Below are 17921 nucleotides of genomic sequence, written 5' to 3'. Positions count from 1 at the left end.
CGGCGCACGCCGACTACTCGGGCCTAGGGCCTTAAGCCGGTTCGGGGTTTAGTCACTGGGGTCTGGCAACACCCGCAGGTGGCCCCGCCGGCGTCCGTTCGACTCGGGTTTGCGGGCGGCCGGCGCCATCAGGGCACCGCCGTGCACACCGGTGACGGGATCGGAAAACCCTGCCGCCACGCCGTTCATCGGACCTGGGCCGTCGCGTCCTTCACGCACGGCATCGGCGAGCGCGACGAGATCGTCTTCGTCGGGATGAGAGGGCAGCGGCCCCGCGTGGCGAACCAGCTCCCAGCCCCGCGGCGCGGTGATGCGGCCGGCGTGCGCCACGCACAGATCCCACGAATGCGGCTCGGACACCGTGGCAAGGGGACCGACGACGGCCGTCGAATCGGAGTAGACGAAGGTCAGCGTCGCGACCGCATAGTGGGGGCACCCGGGCCGGCAGCAGCGACGGGGAACGTTCACAGCGAGAGGCTATCGTGCGGAATCGCCGTGGGCCGCCGGACACGCGCAGCCGCGGAGGCGACGATCTCCAACCGTTACTCTTCATCTCGTGGCCGAGCAGAATCTGCGGCGATCGCGTCGCGGCCGGGAAATGCGCGGGCCGCTCCTTCCGCCGTCGGTGCCGGGCTGGCGGAGCCGGGCCGAGCGCTTCGACATGGCGGTGCTGGAGGCCTACGAACCCATCGAACGGCGCTGGGCCGACAGGGTGTCGGCGCTGGACGTCGCCGTGGACGAGATACCCCGTATCTCACCGAAGGATCCGGACGCGGTGTCGTGGCCGCCGGAGGTACTCGCGGACGGTCCGATCGCACTGGCGCGGCTTATCCCAGCCGGGGTCGATGTCCGCGGTAACTCGACTCGGGCGCGAATCGTCTTGTTCCGCAAGCCGATTGAGCGACGGGCGAAGGACACCGTCGAGCTGGCGGAGCTGCTGCATGAGGTGTTGGTGGCTCAGGTCGCCACCTATTTGGGCGTCGAACCGTCTGTCATCGACCCGACGATCGATGACGAATAAAACGTATGCCTAGACGATGCCGCGCTTGAGGCGACGGCGTTCGCGCTCCGAGAGCCCGCCCCAGATGCCGAAGCGCTCGTCATGGGCCAGTGCGTAGTCGAGGCACTTGTCGCGCACCTCGCACCCCATGCAGATTCGCTTGGCCTCGCGGGTCGAGCCGCCCTTCTCGGGGAAAAACGCCTCGGGGTCCGTTTGCGCGCACAAACCGCGCTCTTGCCAAAGTTCATCTTCGGTAGTTGCCGGGGCAACTTCATATCTCTCGGGTTGCTCTGGCACCAAACTCAATTGGGGCCGTCCCGGTGTCCCAATTGGTGTCGGTCCGGTAATGGTGTGACGGGTGTCGCCTACTGAGCCGAGAATCCGGTTGTCAAATCGGTCGTGGTGACCGAAATCGACCTGCTCAAAAGCCATGTTCCGCCTCCTCACCTGGTCTCGTAGATCGTTAAATTAAGCCCCACTATTGTTATGTGCGGCCATCTCAATTCGAACAAGTGATCGAATCTCGGTCTGCGACACCGGAACCGGCCGGCCAACCGCGAAATGACACTGGTGTGATTACACACGTGTTAGCTGCCGCGGTCAAGCGCTAGAACAGAAATTCATACCATTCCGTGATCGGAATTCGGCGCGTCGCGGCGTGGCGTGTCTCTCACACCCCCGCGCCGCCACCGGTTCCGGCGCGACGGCCTAGTGTCGGTCGATGTGAAGGTCACGGTTCTGGTCGGCGGTGTAGGGGGCGCGCGCTTCCTGCTGGGCGTGCAGCACCTGCTGGGCTTGGGCCAATTTGGCGGGTCCCAATCCGATAACGAACTCACCGCCGTGGTGAACATCGGCGACGACGCGTGGATGTACGGCGTGCGGATCTGCCCGGACCTGGATACCTGCATGTACACCCTCGGCGGCGGCATCGACCCGGAACGCGGCTGGGGGCACCGCGACGAAACCTGGCACGCCAAAGAAGAGCTCGCCGCCTACGGTGTGCAGCCGGACTGGTTCGGTCTCGGCGACCGCGATCTGGCCACCCATCTAGTGCGCAGCCAGATGCTGCGCGCGGGCTATCCGCTCTCGCAAGTCACCGAGGCCCTGTGCCAGCGCTGGGCACCCGGCGCGCAGCTGCTGCCTGCCAGTGACGACCGCAGCGAAACCCATGTCGTCATCACCGATCCCAGCGACGGTGAGAAACGCGCGATCCACTTTCAGGAATGGTGGGTGCGCTACCGCGCGAAGGTCCAAACGCACAGCTTTGCGTTCGTCGGCGCCGACAAGGCCACCGTCGGCCCCGGCGTCGCAGAGGCGATAGCAGAGGCCGACGCGGTGCTGCTCGCGCCGTCCAACCCAGTGGTGAGCATCGGCGCGATATTGGCCATCCCCGGTATCCGGGGCGCGCTGCGCTCGACGAAGGCACACGTGATCGGCTACTCCCCCATCATTGGCGGAAAGCCGTTGCGCGGCATGGCCGACGAATGCCTGTCGGTCATCGGCGTGGCGAGCACTTCCGAAGCGGTCGGCGGCTATTACGGTCCACGTTCCGGCGTCGGCATTCTCGACGGATGGCTGATCCACGAGGGCGACCACGCCGAGATCGAGGGCATCGAGGTCCGGTCGGTGCCGCTGCTGATGACCGATCCGGCGGCGACGGCCGAAATGGTCCGTGCGGGGCTGGATCTCGCGGGGGTGAAGCCGTGACCGAGCACGGTTCGGCCGCTGCGGTCGAACTGCTTCCCGTGGCCGGGCTGCCCGAGTTCCGCCCTGGCGACGACCTGGCCGCGGCGATCGTCGAGGCGGCACCGTGGTTGCAGGACGACGACGTCGTGGTGGTCACCAGCAAGGTGGTGTCCAAGTGCGAGGGCCGCATCGTCGCCGCGCCGTCCGACCCCGAAGAACGGGACGCGTTGCGGCGCAAGCTGATCGACGCCGAAGCCGTGCGGGTCCTGGCACGCAAGGGCCGGACCTTGATCACCGAGAACGCGCTCGGCCTTGTGCAGGCCGCCGCCGGTGTCGACGGCTCCAACATCGGCGCAACGGAATTGGCGCTGCTCCCCGAAGACCCCGACGCCAGCGCGGCGACGCTGCGGGCAGGGGTACGGGAACGGCTCGGCGTCACCGTCGGCGTGGTCGTCACCGACACGATGGGCCGGGCGTGGCGCAACGGGCAGACCGATTTCGCGATCGGCGCCGCAGGCCTGACGGTGCTGCACGGATACGCAGGGGCCCACGATCGCCACGGAAACGAGCTGATCGTCACCGAGATCGCCGTCGCCGACGAGATCGCGGCGGCGGCCGACCTGGTCAAAGGCAAGCTGACCGACATTCCGGTCGCGGTGGTTCGCGGGTTGACGTTGTCGGACAACGGGTCCAACGCACGCACCCTTTTGCGGCCCGGCGAGGATGACCTGTTCTGGCTGGGCACCGAAGAAGCCATCGCGTTGGGGCGCAGTCAGGCCCAGCTGCTGAGGCGGTCGGTGCGCCGATTTTCCGAGGATCCCGTCGCGGCCGAACTCATCGAGTCCGCCGTGGCCGAAGCACTCACCGCACCCGCACCCCACCACACCCGGCCGGTGCGGTTCGTCTGGATACAGGACACGGCCACGCGTCAGCGGCTGCTGGATCGGATGAAAGACAAGTGGAGCTCCGACCTGGCCGGCGACGGAAAACCGGCCGACGCAGTCGAGCGTCGCGTCAGCCGCGGTCAGATCCTCTACGACGCACCGGAACTGGTGATCCCGTTCATGGTTCCCGACGGCGCCCATAGCTATCCCGATCCGGCCCGGACCGCGGCCGAGCACACGATGTTCACCGTTGCGGTGGGCGCCGCCGTGCAGGCGCTGCTGGTGGCCCTGGCCGTGCGCGGTGTCGGCAGCTGCTGGATCGGCTCGACGATCTTCGCCCCTGACCTGGTTCGCGACGAGCTGGTATTGCCGCCCGAATGGGAGCCGTTGGGCGCCATAGCAATCGGCTACCCCGAAGAGGGCACACAGGCATCCGGGCCCCGCGATCCGGTCCCGACCGACGATCTGCTGGTGCGCAAGTGAGCCTTCATGCCTCGGCCGTCGAGATCTTGACCGGTTGGGAGGCACCGGATCCCGCGCAGGACACGCTGCGACACGCCGTGCTCGCGTTTCTTGCCGCCCGCCCGGACGGGTGCCTGCGCGAGTGTGTGCCCGGCCATGTCACGGCCTCGGCGTTGGTGCTCGACCACACCGGCACGCACGCACTGCTGACGTTGCACCCGCGGTTCGGCCGGTGGCTGCAACTCGGCGGCCATTGCGAGGCAACCGATCCCGACATCGTTTCCGCTGCGCTGCGGGAAGCCACTGAGGAATCCGGCATCGACGGCTTGACCATCGACCCGGAGCTGGCCGCGCTGCATGTGCATCCTGTCACCTGCTCGCTCGGCGTGCCGACCCGCCATCTCGACATGCAGTTCGTCGTACACGCACCGGCCGACGCCGAAATCGCGGTCAGCGAGGAGTCTTTGGACCTGCGGTGGTGGCCGCTACACGCGCTTCCCGAGGAGTGCGACTTCGGCCTGACGCAACTAGCGAGCGCCGCTCAGACGTCGGTCGAATAGCGGATGCCGCCGTCGGGAATCGTGACTCCCGGCCACACCCGCGCGCCGCGCAGCAACTCGCAGCGCGCACCGATGTCGGCGCCGTCGCCGATCACACCGTCTCGGACCAACGCGCGCGGACCGATACGTGCACCGAAGCCGATGATCGAGCGTTCGATCACCGCGCCCGCGCCGATGCGCACGCCGTCGAAGATCACCGCACCGTCAAGCCGTGCGCCCGCGCCGATTTCGGCGCCGCGGCCAACGACCGTTCCGCCGATCAGCAACGCGCCGGGCGAGACGGCCGCGCCGTCGTGCACAAGCTTTTCGCCGCGCTGCCCGCCGAGGGCAGGCGACGGCGCGATACCGCGAACCAGGTCGGCCGAGCCGCGGACGAAGTCGTCCGGCGTGCCCATGTCACGCCAATAGGTGGCGTCGACGTAGCCGCACACCTTCAGGCCGTCGGCCAGCAGCTGCGGGAACACCTCGCGCTCGACCGACAGCGGCCTGCCCTTCGGAATCTGGTCGATGACCGACCGCTTGAACACGTAGCAGCCGGCGTTCACCTGATCGGTCGGCGGATCCTGCGTCTTCTCCAGGAACGCGGTGACCACACCCTCGGAGTCCGTCGGCACGCAGCCGAACGCACGTGGATCACCGACACGCACCAGATGCAGCGTGACGTCGGCGTCATTGCTGTCATGGGTCTGCATCAGCGCACCCAGATCGGCGCCTGAAAGGACGTCGCCGTTGAACACCAGCGCGGTGTCATAGCGCAGCCTGTTCGCCACGTTGGCGATACCGCCGCCGGTGCCCAGCGGCTCGTCCTCGACCACATAGTCGATCTGCAGGCCCATTTTGGAGCCGTCACCGAACTCCGATTCGAAGACGCTGGCCTTGTACGACGTGCCCAGCACCACGTGTTCGATGCCGGCGTCGGCGATGCGCGACAGCAGGTGGGTCAGGAACGGGAGTCCGGCGGTCGGCAGCATCGGCTTGGGCGCCGAGAGCGTCAGCGGTCGCAGCCGCGTGCCCAACCCACCAACCAGGACGACGGCGTCCACCTCTGCCGGGTTGACCATCAGGGCCGTCCTTTCGCCTGCCTTCGCCGAGAATTGCGGACCACCAAGCTCGCGCGCGCTGCCAGTGCTGCCCTTATCGTCCACCTCAACGGAGCCTGCCACCGACTTGGATGCCGATCTGACAGGAAAGTGTAGGTGCTCGTATGGTGGGCCGCCAAGTTGCGGGCCGGATCGCGGCCGGTGGCGTGGCCCTTGTCGTGCAAAATCTCCGCCGACGGCACGTACACGTTCTGCCAGCCCGCCTTGCCGAGACGATCTCCCAGGTCGACGTCCTCCATGTACATGAAATAGCGCTCGTCGAAGCCCGCCACCTCATCGAACGCGGTGCGCCGCAGCAACAGGCACGAGCCCGACAGCCAGCCGACGGGACGTTCGCTGGGCTCCAGTCGCTCCTGGCGGTATTCCGCGGTCCACGGGTTGGACTTCCAGAACGGACCGACCACGGCGTGCATCCCGCCGCGGATCAAACTCGGCAGGTGCCGTGCCGACGGGTACACCGAACCGTCGGGGTCACGGATCAACGGCCCCAGCGCACCGGCACGCGGCCAGCGCGCGGCGGCCTCCATCAGGATGTCGATGCTGCGCGGCCCCCACTGCACGTCCGGGTTGGCCACGACAAAAAACTCCGAGTATCCCGAGTCTTTGAGGTATTCGTCGACGGCGCGGTTCACCGCCGTCCCGTAGCCGAGGTTGCCTCCGGTGCGCAGCAGCCGGACGTTGGGATAGCGGTCGAGCGCCTCTTCGGGGGCGCCGTCGGTGGAACCGTTGTCAGCCATGATCACCGTCACCGGCCGATCAGTGGCATGCGACAGCGAGGCCAAGAACCGGTCGAGGTGCGGTCCCGGTGAGTACGTAACCGTCACCACTACTAATTCGTCACTCACGTGACCCCTGCCGAATCGTCACTCACGTGACGGAAACCAGTTCGTCGCTCACGCGCTAGAGGTTAGCGGGCCACCTGAAGTGATCGCCGCCACCAGCGCATCCCGCCACGGCCGCAACGGTGTCAGCCCGGCCTTCGCGGAAAGCCTGCCGGACAGAGCCGAATAGGGTGGCCGCGGCGCCGGACGAGGGTGGCTTTCGGTGCCCACGGGCCGCACGCGTTCCGGATCCGCGCCGACCGCCTCGAACACCGCGCGCGCCTGTTCGAAGCGGCTGGCCTCACCCTCGTTCGCCGCGTGCAGCACCGGTTCGCGAATCGCGCCGTCGGCGACCTGTAGCAGCGCACCGACGAGGTCGCCGACATAGGTGGGCGAGCCGACCTGGTCGGCTACCACGTCCACCGTTGAATCGCCGGCGGCCAGCCTGCGCATGACCGCGGCGAAGTCCGTGCCGGTGCCGCCCTCGTAGATCCACGCCGTGCGCACGATGTGGGCCTCGGGCATCGCCGCCAGCACCGCGAATTCGCCTGCCAGCTTGGTGCGGCCGTAGACACTCAGCGGGCCCGTCTCGTCGTCGATCTCATAGGGCCGGCGCTTCGTACCGGAAAACACGTAGTCGGTGGAGATGTGGATCAGGTCCGCACCGGCGCGGGCGCAGGCGTGCGCGACGTTCTCCGGCCCCGTCGCGTTCACGGCTCGCGCCTTGGCCTCGTCCTTCTCCGCGTCGTCGACCTTCGTGTAGGCCGCGCAGTTGATCACGACGTCGCCGGCGGCGATGAAACGTTCGGCGGCGGCCGCATCGGTGATATCCCACTGCGACGACGTCAATGCGAGCACGTCGCGGCCCTGCCTGCGTGCCTGATCTGCCAAGACACGCCCGACTAGGCCGCCCGCGCCGGAGATAACGATTCGGCCCGACATGATCACGAGTCTGGCACGCCGAGAAGCGCTACCCCGCCTGAGGCCGTCTCGCAAGTAGCCTGGGCTGATGCCCGCTCGCACGCTCCGTGTCATCGCCGTGTGCGTGGCCCTGGCGATCGTGGTGGGCACCGGCGTCGCGTGGGGCAAGATCCGGTCGTTCGAATCCGGAATCAACCACTTTTCCTCCGTCGCGCTCGGCGAGGGCGGCGCGGACGGCGCGATCGACATCCTGCTGGTCGGCCTGGACAGCCGCACCGACGCACACGGCAACCCTCTTTCGGCTGAGGAGCTGGCGACGCTGCGGGCCGGCGACGACGAGTCGACCAACACCGACACGATCATCTTGGTGCGCATCCCGAACAACGGGAAGTCGGCCACCGCGATCTCCATCCCCCGCGACTCCTACGTCGCGACTCCGGGCGGGAACAAGATGAAGATCAACGGCGTCTACGGCTCGGCCTATTTCGACAAGAAGACGGAGCTCGTCGAACAAAAGGGTATGGACCCGGCGAAGGCCGAGCCCGAAGCAACCGAAGCCGGCCGAGAAGCGTTGATCAAGACCGTCGCCAACCTCACCGGTGTCACCGTCGACCACTACGCCGAAATCGGCCTGCTTGGCTTCGCGTTGATCACCGACGCGCTGGGCGGGGTCAACGTGTGCCTGAAAGAGGCTGTCTACGAACCCCTTTCGGGTGCGGACTTTCCTGCTGGCTGGCAGAAGCTGGACGGCCCACAGGCTTTGAGCTTCGTCCGCCAGCGCCACGACCTGCCGCGCGGCGACCTGGACCGGGTGACGCGCCAGCAGGCGGTGATGGCGTCGCTGGCGCACGACGTGATCTCCAGCAAGACGCTGTCCAGCCCGTCCACCCTCAATCGCCTGGAAGACGCCGTCCAACGGTCGGTCGTGCTGTCCGAGGGCTGGGACATCATGGATTTCGTCAAGCAGCTGCAGAAGCTCGCCGCAGGCAGCGTCGCATTCGCCACCATTCCCATCGTCGAAGAGGCCGGGTGGAGCGACGACGGGATGCAGAGCGTGGTTCGGGTCGATCCTTCTGCGGTCAAGGAGTGGGTGTCCAGCCTGCTGCACGATCAGGACGAGGGTAAGACCGAACAACTGGCTTACTCGCCGAGCAAGACCACCGTCGATGTCGTCAACGACTCCGACGTCAACGGGCTGGCCGCCGCCGTGTCAACGGTATTGACCAACAAGGGATTCACGCCGGGCAGCACCGGCAATAACGACAGCGGCCACGTCACGGGCAGCCAGGTGCAGGCCGCTAAGGCCGATGATCTTGGCGCGCAATCGGTTTCCAAAGAACTCGGTGGCCTTCCAGTCGTCCAGAACCCATCGATCGCACCCGGCTCGGTGCGCGTCATACTGACCGCCGACTACACCGGACCAGGCGCAGGCCTCGACGGCAACAGCCCGACGGTGGCCACCGCCGATCAAGTCGCCGCAGGCTCGGGCGATTCGACGGAATCGACCCCTGCCCCTTCGCCGATCCTGACAGCCGGCTCGAACGACCCGGAGTGCGTCAACTGACTACTGTCACGTCGGCGCTGCTGGATCCGCTGATCGCCGCTGACCCGGCAGGGCCGCGGATCACCTATTACGACGACGCGACCGGTGAACGTATCGAGCTGTCCACCGTGACGCTCGCCAACTGGGCGGCCAAGACCGGCAACATGTTGCGCGACGAACTGGGCGCTGGGCCGGCGTCGAGAGTCGCGGTGCTTCTGCCCGCGCATTGGCAGACCGCAGCGGTGCTGTTCGGAATCTGGTGGATCGGAGCGGAAGTCGCCTTGGACGGTGACGCGGACATCGCGCTGTGCACAGCCGACCGGCTGTCCGATGCCGACGCCGCAGTCGGCGCGGGCGAGATCGCGGCGCTGTCGCTGGATCCGTTCGGCAAGCCGGTTGCCGATCTTCCGATCGGCGTGACCGATTACGCCACCTCGGTGCGTGTGCACGGCGACCAGATCACGCCCGAACGCCATCCCGGCCTTGCGCTCGACGGCCGGTCGGTTACCGATGTCATCGCCGGTGCCCAATCTTCCGCCGCCGCACAGGGTTTCACCGCTGGTGACCGCGTGCTGTCAACGGCGCACTGGGACACCGCCGATGAGCTGACCGATGGTCTCCTGGCGGTTTTCGCGGCAGGGGCTTCGCTGGTACAGGTGGCGAATCCGGATGCTTCGGTGATGGACCGTCGCCGGCAGATGGAGAAGGTCACCCGGGGATGACCGGGCCACGGCAGGGTCCAGCAACTGGCGTGGCTTTTTCGAACGGCAAGCCGCGACACGTAAACTGAGCGCCGTGGTGGGGACTTCGAGGGGGTTTTCTGCGTATCGGCTGTTCGGACACCGTCGGGTAGCCGGCTACACGGAGTCAACGGCGATCGGCCTGCTGCAAGAGGTCGACGCCGCCCAGCGTCAGGCGGGTATCGGTGGGCCGATCGCTGAGATAGGGGTCCATCACGGGCAATTGTTCATCGCGATGAAGTTGCTCCAGCGGCCCGGCGAGGCGGCGATCGCCATCGACCTTTTCGAAAATCAGGCGGCCAACATCGACAGGTCCGGTGAAGGTGACCTCGGCCGGTTTCTGCAAAACGTCGATCGGTGGTCCAGCAGGGACGGCCTGGTGATCCACGGCGGCGACTCGGCGAAGATCAAGCCCGGCGACATTCCCGAACTGAAAGAGGTGCGGCTGTTTTCCGTGGACGGCGGCCACACCGAAGAGATCGTGTTGAGCGATATGCGGTTGGCCGAAGAGTCCCTTGCCGACGGTGGCGTGGTGATCGCCGACGACGTGTTCAACCAACAGTGGCCCGGCGTAGCCGTCGGCACGGTGCACTATCTCGAGCAGGGCGGTGCGCTGGTGCCGTTCTACATCGGTTTCAACAAGGTTCTCTTCGCTCACCGCAGCCATGCCGACCGCTACCGGCACGCGCTCGACTTCGCGTACGGGCACCGATTCATGACCGCGGTTTACGCGTCGGTGTTCGCAGGCCATGATGTCGGCGTGCTGGTGCCGGTGCCGAAGCGGCCGGCGGATGTGGCCCGCCGCAGCGAAACCGCGCGGGCCGTGTATCGCCGGCTGCGTCGCTGATCGGCTGACCGCCGAGGCGATCCCGTCAGCGCAAAGCGACGGCCAGCCGGTCCATGTATTCATCGAAGTCGCCGATGATCGACGAGGTGGTGTTCACGCTGATTGCGATCGTGTCACCGATACCGTGCACACCGTGCGTCAGCCCCAGCACCGACGACAGCGCCGGGTAGCCACACGTCAAAGTTACTGGGCAGCCGCCGAATTGGAGGTCGGCCGGTCCGCGGTGCACGCTGGAAACGCCGGTGTTGCCGCGCACCATTTCGGGCCTGGCGTTGGGGTTGAGTCGCTTGACGCCCCAGCGGCGCAGCGGGCCGGGGACCGCCTCGAAGACACGCTCGCCGGCGACCACTGCGGGATGCTCGCGATACGTCCTGCAGGCTTGTAACTCCCCCGCTATCAATCGGATTCGTTCACCTCGCGAAGTGGCAGCGGAATGCAGGCCGACGCCGACCGCGTCGAAATGGTTGTAGGAGTAGCGCATGCCTGGCTTGGCCATCAGCACCTCGGCGGCCAGCCGCGAGGCATCCTCGCCGCGTGCAGTCAGGTAACCCGACAGCGCCTCCGATATCGCGGCGAGCACGCCGATCGTGACCGTAGGGGCCGCGATCTTCGATTCCGACATGGCCAGAGTGCGCAGCAGACGGGTACCGGTGGGAATGTTGTTGGTGCTCAGCGCGGGCACGAGGCCGCTCTTCGGCTGAATCCGGCCGGCCTCGACGTCGCGTGCTAACCGGCGCTGCTGTGCGGTGCGTTCGATCATTCGAGCCGCGAGCCCACCGGTGCGGCGCCATCTCGTTTCCGGCAATGGCTTGTTCCGTCCGAACAGATAGCCGGCCAGCGCCGACGAGCGCATCCCGTCGCCAAGCGGATGCGCGACCTGCAGCACGACGACTGTCGCCTCCCCCGGCGTGGCGGGAACCTGCGACAGTCCGGGATAGACGTGTAGCCGCCAGGCCGCCGAGCGCGGGTCCAGCTGATCGTCGATGAGCGGCGAAAGCGCCTGCAGGAACGCCGGCCACGTCGGCTCCGGGAGACTGTGCACGACAACCTGATCGGATTCGACGTCGCCGATGCGCCAACGCGGAAAGGTGAGGTCCCAGCGCCGGGGTGCGATGCGCAACTTCAGATCGAGCGACGCGTCGGCGCGGTCGAGGATTTCGGCGACCGCGGCGTCGATATCGGCGGTCCCGGCGAACGCGTAGACCAGGAACTGATCGGTGCGGAACTTCGTCGCGAACCAGTACCACATCGCGTCAACCGGAGTCATCCGGCTGGGCATGCCGCGGGGGTGAACCACGGTTGCGGGCAAGGCGGTTTTCGCCGGCATCGGAATACGTCCTTCGGCCCCCGCACCAGGTTGCATTCAGACTTGAATGGCGAGTCAGACGCTACAGCAAATCTTCAGCTTTCGCACCCGTAAAATTTGCCACCACGACACGCACGCGTGATATCTCCCGTCCCATAGCTGGTCACCGGGATAGCCCGGGTACACCTCAGCATTGCCACAACAGCAGGTGCCGTCTACTTCAGTAGCGCGCGCGACATCACGACGCGCTGGATCTGATTGGTGCCCTCGTAGATCTGGGTGATCTTGGCATCGCGCATGAAGCGCTCGACCGGAAAGTCAACCGTGTAGCCATAGCCGCCGAACAGCTGCACTGCGTCGGTGGTGACCTCCATCGCGACGTCGGAGGCAAAGCACTTCGACGCAGACGAAATGAACCCGAGGTCGGGCTCGCCGCGTTCGGCGCGCGCCGCGGCCGTGTAGACCATCAGCCGGGCGGCCTCGAGCTTCATCGCCATGTCGGCCAGCATGAACTGCACGGCCTGGAAGTCGCCGATCGGCTTGCCAAACTGCTTGCGCTCCTTGACGTATCCCAATGCCGCGTCCAGCGCGCCCTGGGCGATGCCCACCGCCTGCGCACCGATCGTCGGCCGGGTGTGATCCAGCGTGGCCAGCGCGGTCTTGAAACCCGTGCCGGGCTCGCCGATGATCCGGTCGCCAGGGATCCGGCAGTCCTCGAAGTAGAGCTCCGTGGTCGGCGATCCCTTGATGCCCAGCTTGCGTTCCTTGGCGCCCACCGCGAATCCCGGATCGTCCTTGTGCACGACGAACGCCGAGATGCCGTTGGCGCCCTTGTCCGGATCGGTCACCGCCATCACCGTGTACCACGTGGAGTGACCGCCATTGGAGATCCAGCACTTGGAGCCGTTGAGGACCCACTCGTCACCCTCTTGACGCGCCCGGGTCCGCATCGAAGCCGCGTCGCTGCCCGCCTCACGCTCGCTGAGCGCGTACGACGCCACCGCCTCGCCTGCCGCGATCGACGGCAACACCTGCTTCTTGAGCTCCTCGGACCCACGCATCAGCAGGCCCATGGTGCCGAGCTTGTTGCAGATCGGGATCAGCGACGACGACGCGCACACCCGCGCCACCTCTTCGATGACGATGCACGCGGCGATCGAGTCGCCGCCTTCGCCGCCGTACTCCTCCGGGATGTGGATCGCGGCGAAACCGGATGAGGTCAGAGCTGCTAGAGCCTCATCGGTGTAGCGCGCCTTCTCATCGACGTCCGCGGCGTACGGGGCGATCTCCTTTTCGCACAGATCACGCAGGACCGACCGCAGCTCGCGGTGCTCCTCGGAGAGCTGGAAGGCGTCAAACGACGGGTTACCGATGGCCATGAAAACTCCTTGCTACTTGCCGGTAACTTTACCGTCAAGGCGCTCAGCGGCCGGATCCACCCCTGCCCGCCACGAGCTGAAGACCCCTCACCATTTCGCGGTACGTGCGGTGATAAACCGACCGGATGGTCTGGCTGCGACGCAGGATATCGACCGCCGTCTGCGGCACCACCAACCCGACATCGTGGCCGGCGAAGACCGACGAGCCGGTGCCGAGCCGCAGCTTGCCCTCGACGACCGACTCGACCTCGCCGCGGTAGAACGCGCAATAGTCGGGCTGGGCGAAGAACACCTTGTTGAAGCCGATCAGGAACGGCGCGAGTCCGCCGCCGTCTTCCATATATCGCAATGTTCCGGTCGCGACGCCGGGCCACTGCTGGTTGAACACGTCGTCGGCGATGACGATGCCGCCGTCGGCCAGCGTGGCCTCGGCCAGATTCATATCGGAATAGACGATTTCCGCGGTATGGCCGCCGTCAACCGAGAAGAAACGGATATCGCCGCCGGCGAGTTCGCGCAGTTTGGCCGGTTCGAGTTTCGTCGAATCGCCTTGATGCAGCACGACATCGTCCATCGTCGACCACAGCTTGACGTTGTTGACGAACTTCTCGAGGCTGCCGTGCCCTGAGCCGTCGATGTTGAGTTCCTGATCGTCGAAGATGTCGATGGCCACGGACTTTTCACCGGGGCGCTGCAGCAGGCGCAGCCCGATGAAAAGTTTTCCGTGGTGCACACCGATCTCGGCGACCGCGCCCGAGATCTGCTTGGCGCGTTGTGCCGAATTCAGCACCTCGAGCGTCATCAGGATCTCGGGTTCGAGGAAGCCGGTGACAAGCCGCTGGCCAATTGCCCGGTACCGGACGAAATTTCGCTCCATCGGGTGGCAGCCTATCGTCCGAGCAGCCGGTCACGCAGCGCCGCGTCCTTTTGCAACACCATGTCGGACAAGTCGGCCTGAAACTTTTCGATCCGTGTCCGCAGCGAAGCATCGGATGCGCCGAGGATTCGGACCGCCAGCAGTCCCGCGTTGCGGGCGCCGCCGATGGACACCGTGGCAACCGGCACGCCTGCGGGCATCTGGACGATCGACAGCAGCGAGTCCAGCCCGTCGAGTTTGGCCAGCGGCACCGGCACCCCGATCACCGGCAGCGGCGTCGCGGAAGCCACCATGCCCGGTAGATGTGCGGCGCCGCCTGCACCGGCGATGATCACCTCGATACCGCGGCCCGCCGCCGTCTGCGCGTACTCGAGCATGCGCGCCGGGGTGCGATGCGCCGAGACCACACCGACTTCGAACGGCACGTCGAACTCGGCCAGCGCGTGCGCGGCCTCTTCCATCACAGACCAGTCGCTGTCGCTGCCCATGATCACGCCGACCCGCGCACTAGGCATGTCCACTCCATCCGTCTGTCCACTCGGCGTGCGATAACCAGTGTGCGGCCCGGGTGGCGCGTTCCCGCACATCTGCGACGTACGCGTCGTCGTCGACCGAGCCGTCCGGCGCGCCGAGAATGTTGACGTGCCCGATCTTTCGGCCCGGACGCTCGCCTTTGCCATACAGATGAACCCTGGCTTCGGGCAGCCGGGCGAATAGGTGATGCAGCCGTTCGTCCATGCTCATCGTCGGAACATTTTGCGCGCCAAGCACATTGGCCATCACCGTGACCGGCACGATCGGTGCCGTGTCGCCAAGCGGATAGTCGAGCACTGCGCGCAGATGCTGTTCGAACTGACTGGTTCTTGCGCCGTCCATGCTCCAGTGTCCGGAGTTGTGCGGCCGCATCGCCAACTCGTTGACCACCAATACGCCGTCAACGGTCTCGAAAAGTTCGACGGCCAGCAGCCCGACCACTCCTAGTTCATTGGCCAGCCGAAGCGCGAGTTGCCCTGCGGCGCTGCTTGTTTCGGAATTCAGCCCGGGCGCAGGAGCGATGACTTCGACGCAAATGCCGTCGCGCTGCACGGTCTGCACCACCGGCCATGCCGCGCCCTGACCGAACGGAGAACGTGCGACGAGCGCGGCCAACTCGCGCCGCATGGCCACCTTCTCCTCGACGAGTACCGCCGCACCGCCGCCCAGATAGGCTTCCGCGGCCTCGCGGGCTTCTGCGATATCGCGAGCCAGTGTCACGCCTCGGCCGTCGTAGCCGCCGCGCACCGTCTTGACCACCAGCGGCGCGTCGACTCGGGCAGCGAACGCGTCCACGTCGGCCACGTCGGTGACCTCGGAGAACCGCGGTACGGGCGCGCCGAGTGCCTCCAGCCGCCGCCGCATCACGAGCTTGTCCTGGGCGTGGATCAGCGCCGAGGGCCCAGGGGCGACGTTGACGCCGTCGGCGACGAGCTTTTCCAGCAGTTCGGTCGGCACGTGTTCGTGGTCGAACGTCAGCGCGTCCGCCCCTGTGGCGGCCTTGCGCAGGGCGTCGAGGTCGTCGTGCCTGCCGATCACCACGTCCGGGGTGACCTGCGCGGCAGGATCCTCGGGGCTGACTGCCAGCACGCGCAGCGTCTGACCCAGCGCGATGGCGGCCTGATGGGTCATCCTGGCCAGTTGACCGCCGCCGATCATGGTCACGACGGGCGGCGCGCTCGGATCACGTGGCACAGGCATATGTTGTCATGGCCGTAACCGGCCGTTTTATCCGCCGTGACCTGCACGGGTACGCGTCTCGTCGCCAATTTCCGTACACTGCGCTGTTGTGTCCTTCACCGACGCCACGATCGCTCGGCTGCCCGGCCCGATCCGGCCCTTCGCGGAGCGGCATCACGAGCTGATCAAATTCGCGATCGTCGGCGCGACCACATTCATCATCGACTCCGCGGTGTTCTACACGCTCAAGCTGACGGTGCTCGAGCCCAAGCCGGTGACGGCGAAGATCATCGCCGGCATCGTCGCGGTGATCGCCTCTTACATCCTCAATCGCGAATGGAGCTTCCGCGATCGTGGCGGTCGCGAGCGTCACCACGAGGCGCTGCTGTTCTTCGTGTTCAGCGGTGTCGGCGTGCTGCTGTCGATGGCCCCGCTGTGGTTCTCCAGTTACGTGCTGCACCTGCGCGTCCCGGAAGTGTCGCTGACGGTGGAGAACATCGCCGACTTCATCTCGGCCTACGTCATCGGCAACCTGCTGCAGATGGGCTTCCGGTTCTGGGCCTTCCGCCGTTGGGTCTTCCCCGACGAGTTCGGCCGCGCCCCCGACAAGGCGATCGAATCGCTGACCGCCGGCGGCATCGCAGAGGCGATGGAAGACCATGTCGAACTCACGCATGAATCCGGCTCCGTCACGCCGTTCCGTCGGCCCGGCCGGCGCGCCCGGCGGCTCGGTCAGCTCGGCGATTCTTCCGAGCCCAGGGTGTCGAAGACTTCGTGATACAGCAGCGAGTGGACATGTTCCACTCGCGGAATGTCGTGGAACTCCAGGGGATCCTGCGACGCAGATTCGATGATCAGCGTGCCCGTGCGCAACATACGATCGAACAGACCGTGCCGGAACTCGACGCTGTTGATACGCGCTAGCGGAATGTCGATGCCCGATCGGGTCAGCAGGCCGTGGCGGAACATCACGCGGCGGTCGGTGATCACGAAATGCGTTGTCCACCAATTGAGGAACGGCCACAACGTCAGCCAGCCGACGATCACCAGCCAGATCACCCCGATGACGATCATCACGACCTTGCGGGCGGTGGAGTCCCAGTTGGTCTGGTTGACATATCCGGCGCCGAAAGCCGCGACGGCGGTGATCGCCACCAGAACCAGCACCGGGCCGATCAGCCGCTTCCAGTGCGGATGGCTGTGCAGCACCACCTGCTCGTCACCGGCGAGGACGTTGTCCGGATAGCCCATTGCTGTGACTCAGCCCTTGGGGCGGCACACGAAATAGGCCTGGCTGCTCACCCAGCCGCCCAGGAAGCCCAGCGGCGTGAACAGCGTCCGCTCAACCACGAGGTGCTGCGAGACCCGTCCACGCAGGCGGCGCCAATTGAACCCGTAGTGGGAATGGCCGGTCAACGGCGGCTCACCGTAGAGCGGGCGTTCGATCGACGTGCGGCGGCGGGCGAACAGCATCTTCATGGCCTGCCCGACGGGATAGGTCTCGTGAAGCTGGTAACTGCTGGCTCCCTGACGGCGGGCGATGGCGCGCACCGCCTGCTTCACCATGAAGGACGGGCCGATTTCTATCGGCACGCTGATGATGACGCGCCCGTTCGGCGCGCACAGCCGGGCCACGTCGGCCAACACGATCTCGACAACCTCGTCGGTGCAATGCTCGAGCGTTTCCATGCAGGTGACGACATCGTAGGAGCCGTCGTGCGCGGGGTCGGCAAGCTCATCGTTGGTGTAGAACTTCAGGTTCTCGATCTCCCCGAAGCGCTCGCGGCAGCCTTTTATCTGGTCGGCATCGACGTCGACGCCGTGGCCTTCGGCCACCCGATCGCTGGCCATCGCCAGGAAGGTGCCGTCGCCGCAGCCGTAGTCGAGCAGCTTGTCGGTGCCGTCACCGATCAGCTCGAGAGCCTTGTCGAACCTGGACTGGTGACTCCAGGCGATGACCTTGTTCTTGCTCCCGATCTGACTGCTGTAGTAGTGACCTTCGGCGACATGATCCATATGCCGTGCCCTCCCCAGACGACCGTGATCTGAATGAACGAATGATTCGCTGAACTGTATCGTCTC

The 17921-nt window shown here is 66.2% G+C and carries 20 protein-coding genes; 8 read left to right on the top strand and 12 right to left on the bottom strand.

What is annotated here, in order from left to right; genetic code table 11:
• Window positions 1-48 precede the first annotated feature (48 nt).
• Window positions 49-468: a DUF3499 domain-containing protein gene (locus ACWW36_RS16365; RefSeq protein ID WP_456137054.1), complete on the bottom strand. Its 420-nt coding sequence runs from the start codon at window positions 466-468 to the stop codon at window positions 49-51.
• Window positions 469-598: 130 nt separating this feature from the next.
• Here ACWW36_RS16365 and ACWW36_RS16360 point away from each other — a divergent pair, with 130 nt between their 5' ends.
• Complete coding sequence (locus ACWW36_RS16360) at window positions 599-1021, top strand: metallopeptidase family protein (RefSeq protein ID WP_456142514.1); 423 nt, start codon at window positions 599-601, stop codon at window positions 1019-1021.
• A 9-nt stretch (window positions 1022-1030) separates the two neighbouring features.
• On the opposite strand, the gene ACWW36_RS16355 is transcribed toward ACWW36_RS16360, so the two are convergent.
• The gene (locus ACWW36_RS16355; protein WP_456137053.1) at window positions 1031-1432 is read right to left on the bottom strand and encodes a WhiB family transcriptional regulator; all 402 of its coding nucleotides are present in this window, start codon (window positions 1430-1432) and stop codon (window positions 1031-1033) included.
• 291 nt (window positions 1433-1723) lie between these two features.
• Between ACWW36_RS16355 and cofD the strand changes: the two genes are divergently transcribed.
• From cofD to ACWW36_RS16340, 3 genes are read left to right on the top strand one after another with little or no spacing between them, the layout of a single operon-like run.
• The gene (gene cofD, locus ACWW36_RS16350) at window positions 1724-2707 is read left to right on the top strand and encodes a 2-phospho-L-lactate transferase (RefSeq protein WP_456137052.1); all 984 of its coding nucleotides are present in this window, start codon (window positions 1724-1726) and stop codon (window positions 2705-2707) included.
• On the top strand, window positions 2704-4053 hold the full coding sequence (locus ACWW36_RS16345) for a coenzyme F420-0:L-glutamate ligase (protein ID WP_456137051.1): 1350 nt from the start codon (window positions 2704-2706) through the stop codon (window positions 4051-4053). Before cofD ends, ACWW36_RS16345 begins: the two co-directional genes overlap by 4 nt.
• Entirely contained in the window at window positions 4050-4592 is a 543-nt protein-coding gene (locus ACWW36_RS16340) for an NUDIX hydrolase (protein WP_456137050.1), read from the top strand. Before ACWW36_RS16345 ends, ACWW36_RS16340 begins: the two co-directional genes overlap by 4 nt.
• Here ACWW36_RS16340 and manB read toward each other — a convergent pair.
• From manB to rfbD, 3 genes are read right to left on the bottom strand one after another with little or no spacing between them, the layout of a single operon-like run.
• Window positions 4574-5653, bottom strand: a complete 1080-nt coding sequence (gene manB, locus ACWW36_RS16335; RefSeq protein ID WP_456137049.1) for a mannose-1-phosphate guanylyltransferase — start codon at window positions 5651-5653, stop codon at window positions 4574-4576. The two genes, ACWW36_RS16340 and manB, sit on opposite strands and share 19 nt — an antisense overlap.
• Window positions 5653-6537: a glycosyltransferase family 2 protein gene (locus tag ACWW36_RS16330; protein WP_456137048.1), complete on the bottom strand. Its 885-nt coding sequence runs from the start codon at window positions 6535-6537 to the stop codon at window positions 5653-5655. Before ACWW36_RS16330 ends, manB begins: the two co-directional genes overlap by 1 nt.
• A gap of 48 nt (window positions 6538-6585) precedes the next feature.
• On the bottom strand, window positions 6586-7455 hold the full coding sequence (gene rfbD / locus ACWW36_RS16325; protein ID WP_456137047.1) for a dTDP-4-dehydrorhamnose reductase: 870 nt from the start codon (window positions 7453-7455) through the stop codon (window positions 6586-6588).
• 67 nt (window positions 7456-7522) lie between these two features.
• On the opposite strand from rfbD, the gene ACWW36_RS16320 reads away from it, so the two are divergent.
• The 3 genes from ACWW36_RS16320 (at window position 7523) to ACWW36_RS16310 (ending at window position 10564) form a co-directional block, all read left to right on the top strand.
• Entirely contained in the window at window positions 7523-8998 is a 1476-nt protein-coding gene (locus ACWW36_RS16320; protein ID WP_456137046.1) for an LCP family protein, read from the top strand.
• Entirely contained in the window at window positions 8995-9699 is a 705-nt protein-coding gene (locus ACWW36_RS16315) for a TIGR03089 family protein (RefSeq protein WP_456142513.1), read from the top strand. Before ACWW36_RS16320 ends, ACWW36_RS16315 begins: the two co-directional genes overlap by 4 nt.
• 73 nt (window positions 9700-9772) lie before the next feature.
• Window positions 9773-10564: a class I SAM-dependent methyltransferase gene (locus ACWW36_RS16310; RefSeq protein WP_456137045.1), complete on the top strand. Its 792-nt coding sequence runs from the start codon at window positions 9773-9775 to the stop codon at window positions 10562-10564.
• A gap of 25 nt (window positions 10565-10589) precedes the next feature.
• Here ACWW36_RS16310 and ACWW36_RS16305 read toward each other — a convergent pair whose 3' ends face one another.
• From ACWW36_RS16305 to ACWW36_RS16285, 5 genes are all read right to left on the bottom strand, one after another.
• A complete protein-coding gene (locus tag ACWW36_RS16305) occupies window positions 10590-11891 on the bottom strand; it encodes a DUF1298 domain-containing protein (RefSeq protein ID WP_456137044.1) in 1302 nt (433 codons plus the stop codon).
• A 194-nt stretch (window positions 11892-12085) separates the two neighbouring features.
• Window positions 12086-13249 (bottom strand): acyl-CoA dehydrogenase, encoded by a 1164-nt coding sequence (locus tag ACWW36_RS16300; RefSeq protein ID WP_456137043.1) that lies wholly within the window; start codon window positions 13247-13249, stop codon window positions 12086-12088.
• 43 nt (window positions 13250-13292) lie between these two features.
• On the bottom strand, window positions 13293-14126 hold the full coding sequence (locus ACWW36_RS16295; RefSeq protein ID WP_456137042.1) for a class I SAM-dependent methyltransferase: 834 nt from the start codon (window positions 14124-14126) through the stop codon (window positions 13293-13295).
• Window positions 14127-14137: 11 nt separating this feature from the next.
• Window positions 14138-14713: a 5-(carboxyamino)imidazole ribonucleotide mutase gene (purE, locus tag ACWW36_RS16290; protein WP_456137041.1), complete on the bottom strand. Its 576-nt coding sequence runs from the start codon at window positions 14711-14713 to the stop codon at window positions 14138-14140.
• Window positions 14634-15818: a 5-(carboxyamino)imidazole ribonucleotide synthase gene (locus tag ACWW36_RS16285; RefSeq protein WP_456142512.1), complete on the bottom strand. Its 1185-nt coding sequence runs from the start codon at window positions 15816-15818 to the stop codon at window positions 14634-14636. The genes purE and ACWW36_RS16285 overlap by 80 nt, the downstream gene beginning before the upstream one ends.
• Before the next feature lie 130 nt (window positions 15819-15948).
• Between ACWW36_RS16285 and ACWW36_RS16280 the strand changes: the two genes are divergently transcribed.
• Window positions 15949-16617, top strand: a complete 669-nt coding sequence (locus tag ACWW36_RS16280; RefSeq protein ID WP_456137040.1) for a GtrA family protein — start codon at window positions 15949-15951, stop codon at window positions 16615-16617.
• On the opposite strand, the gene ACWW36_RS16275 is transcribed toward ACWW36_RS16280, so the two are convergent.
• Window positions 16572-17090, bottom strand: a complete 519-nt coding sequence (locus ACWW36_RS16275) for a PH domain-containing protein (RefSeq protein WP_456137039.1) — start codon at window positions 17088-17090, stop codon at window positions 16572-16574. The two genes, ACWW36_RS16280 and ACWW36_RS16275, sit on opposite strands and share 46 nt — an antisense overlap.
• Before the next feature lie 9 nt (window positions 17091-17099).
• On the bottom strand, window positions 17100-17855 hold the full coding sequence (locus tag ACWW36_RS16270) for a class I SAM-dependent methyltransferase (protein WP_456137038.1): 756 nt from the start codon (window positions 17853-17855) through the stop codon (window positions 17100-17102).
• Window positions 17856-17921 lie beyond the last annotated feature (66 nt).

Source organism: Mycobacterium sp. MMS18-G62 (assembly GCF_053877835.1).
This window is presented reverse-complemented; position numbering and strand designations above follow the sequence as displayed.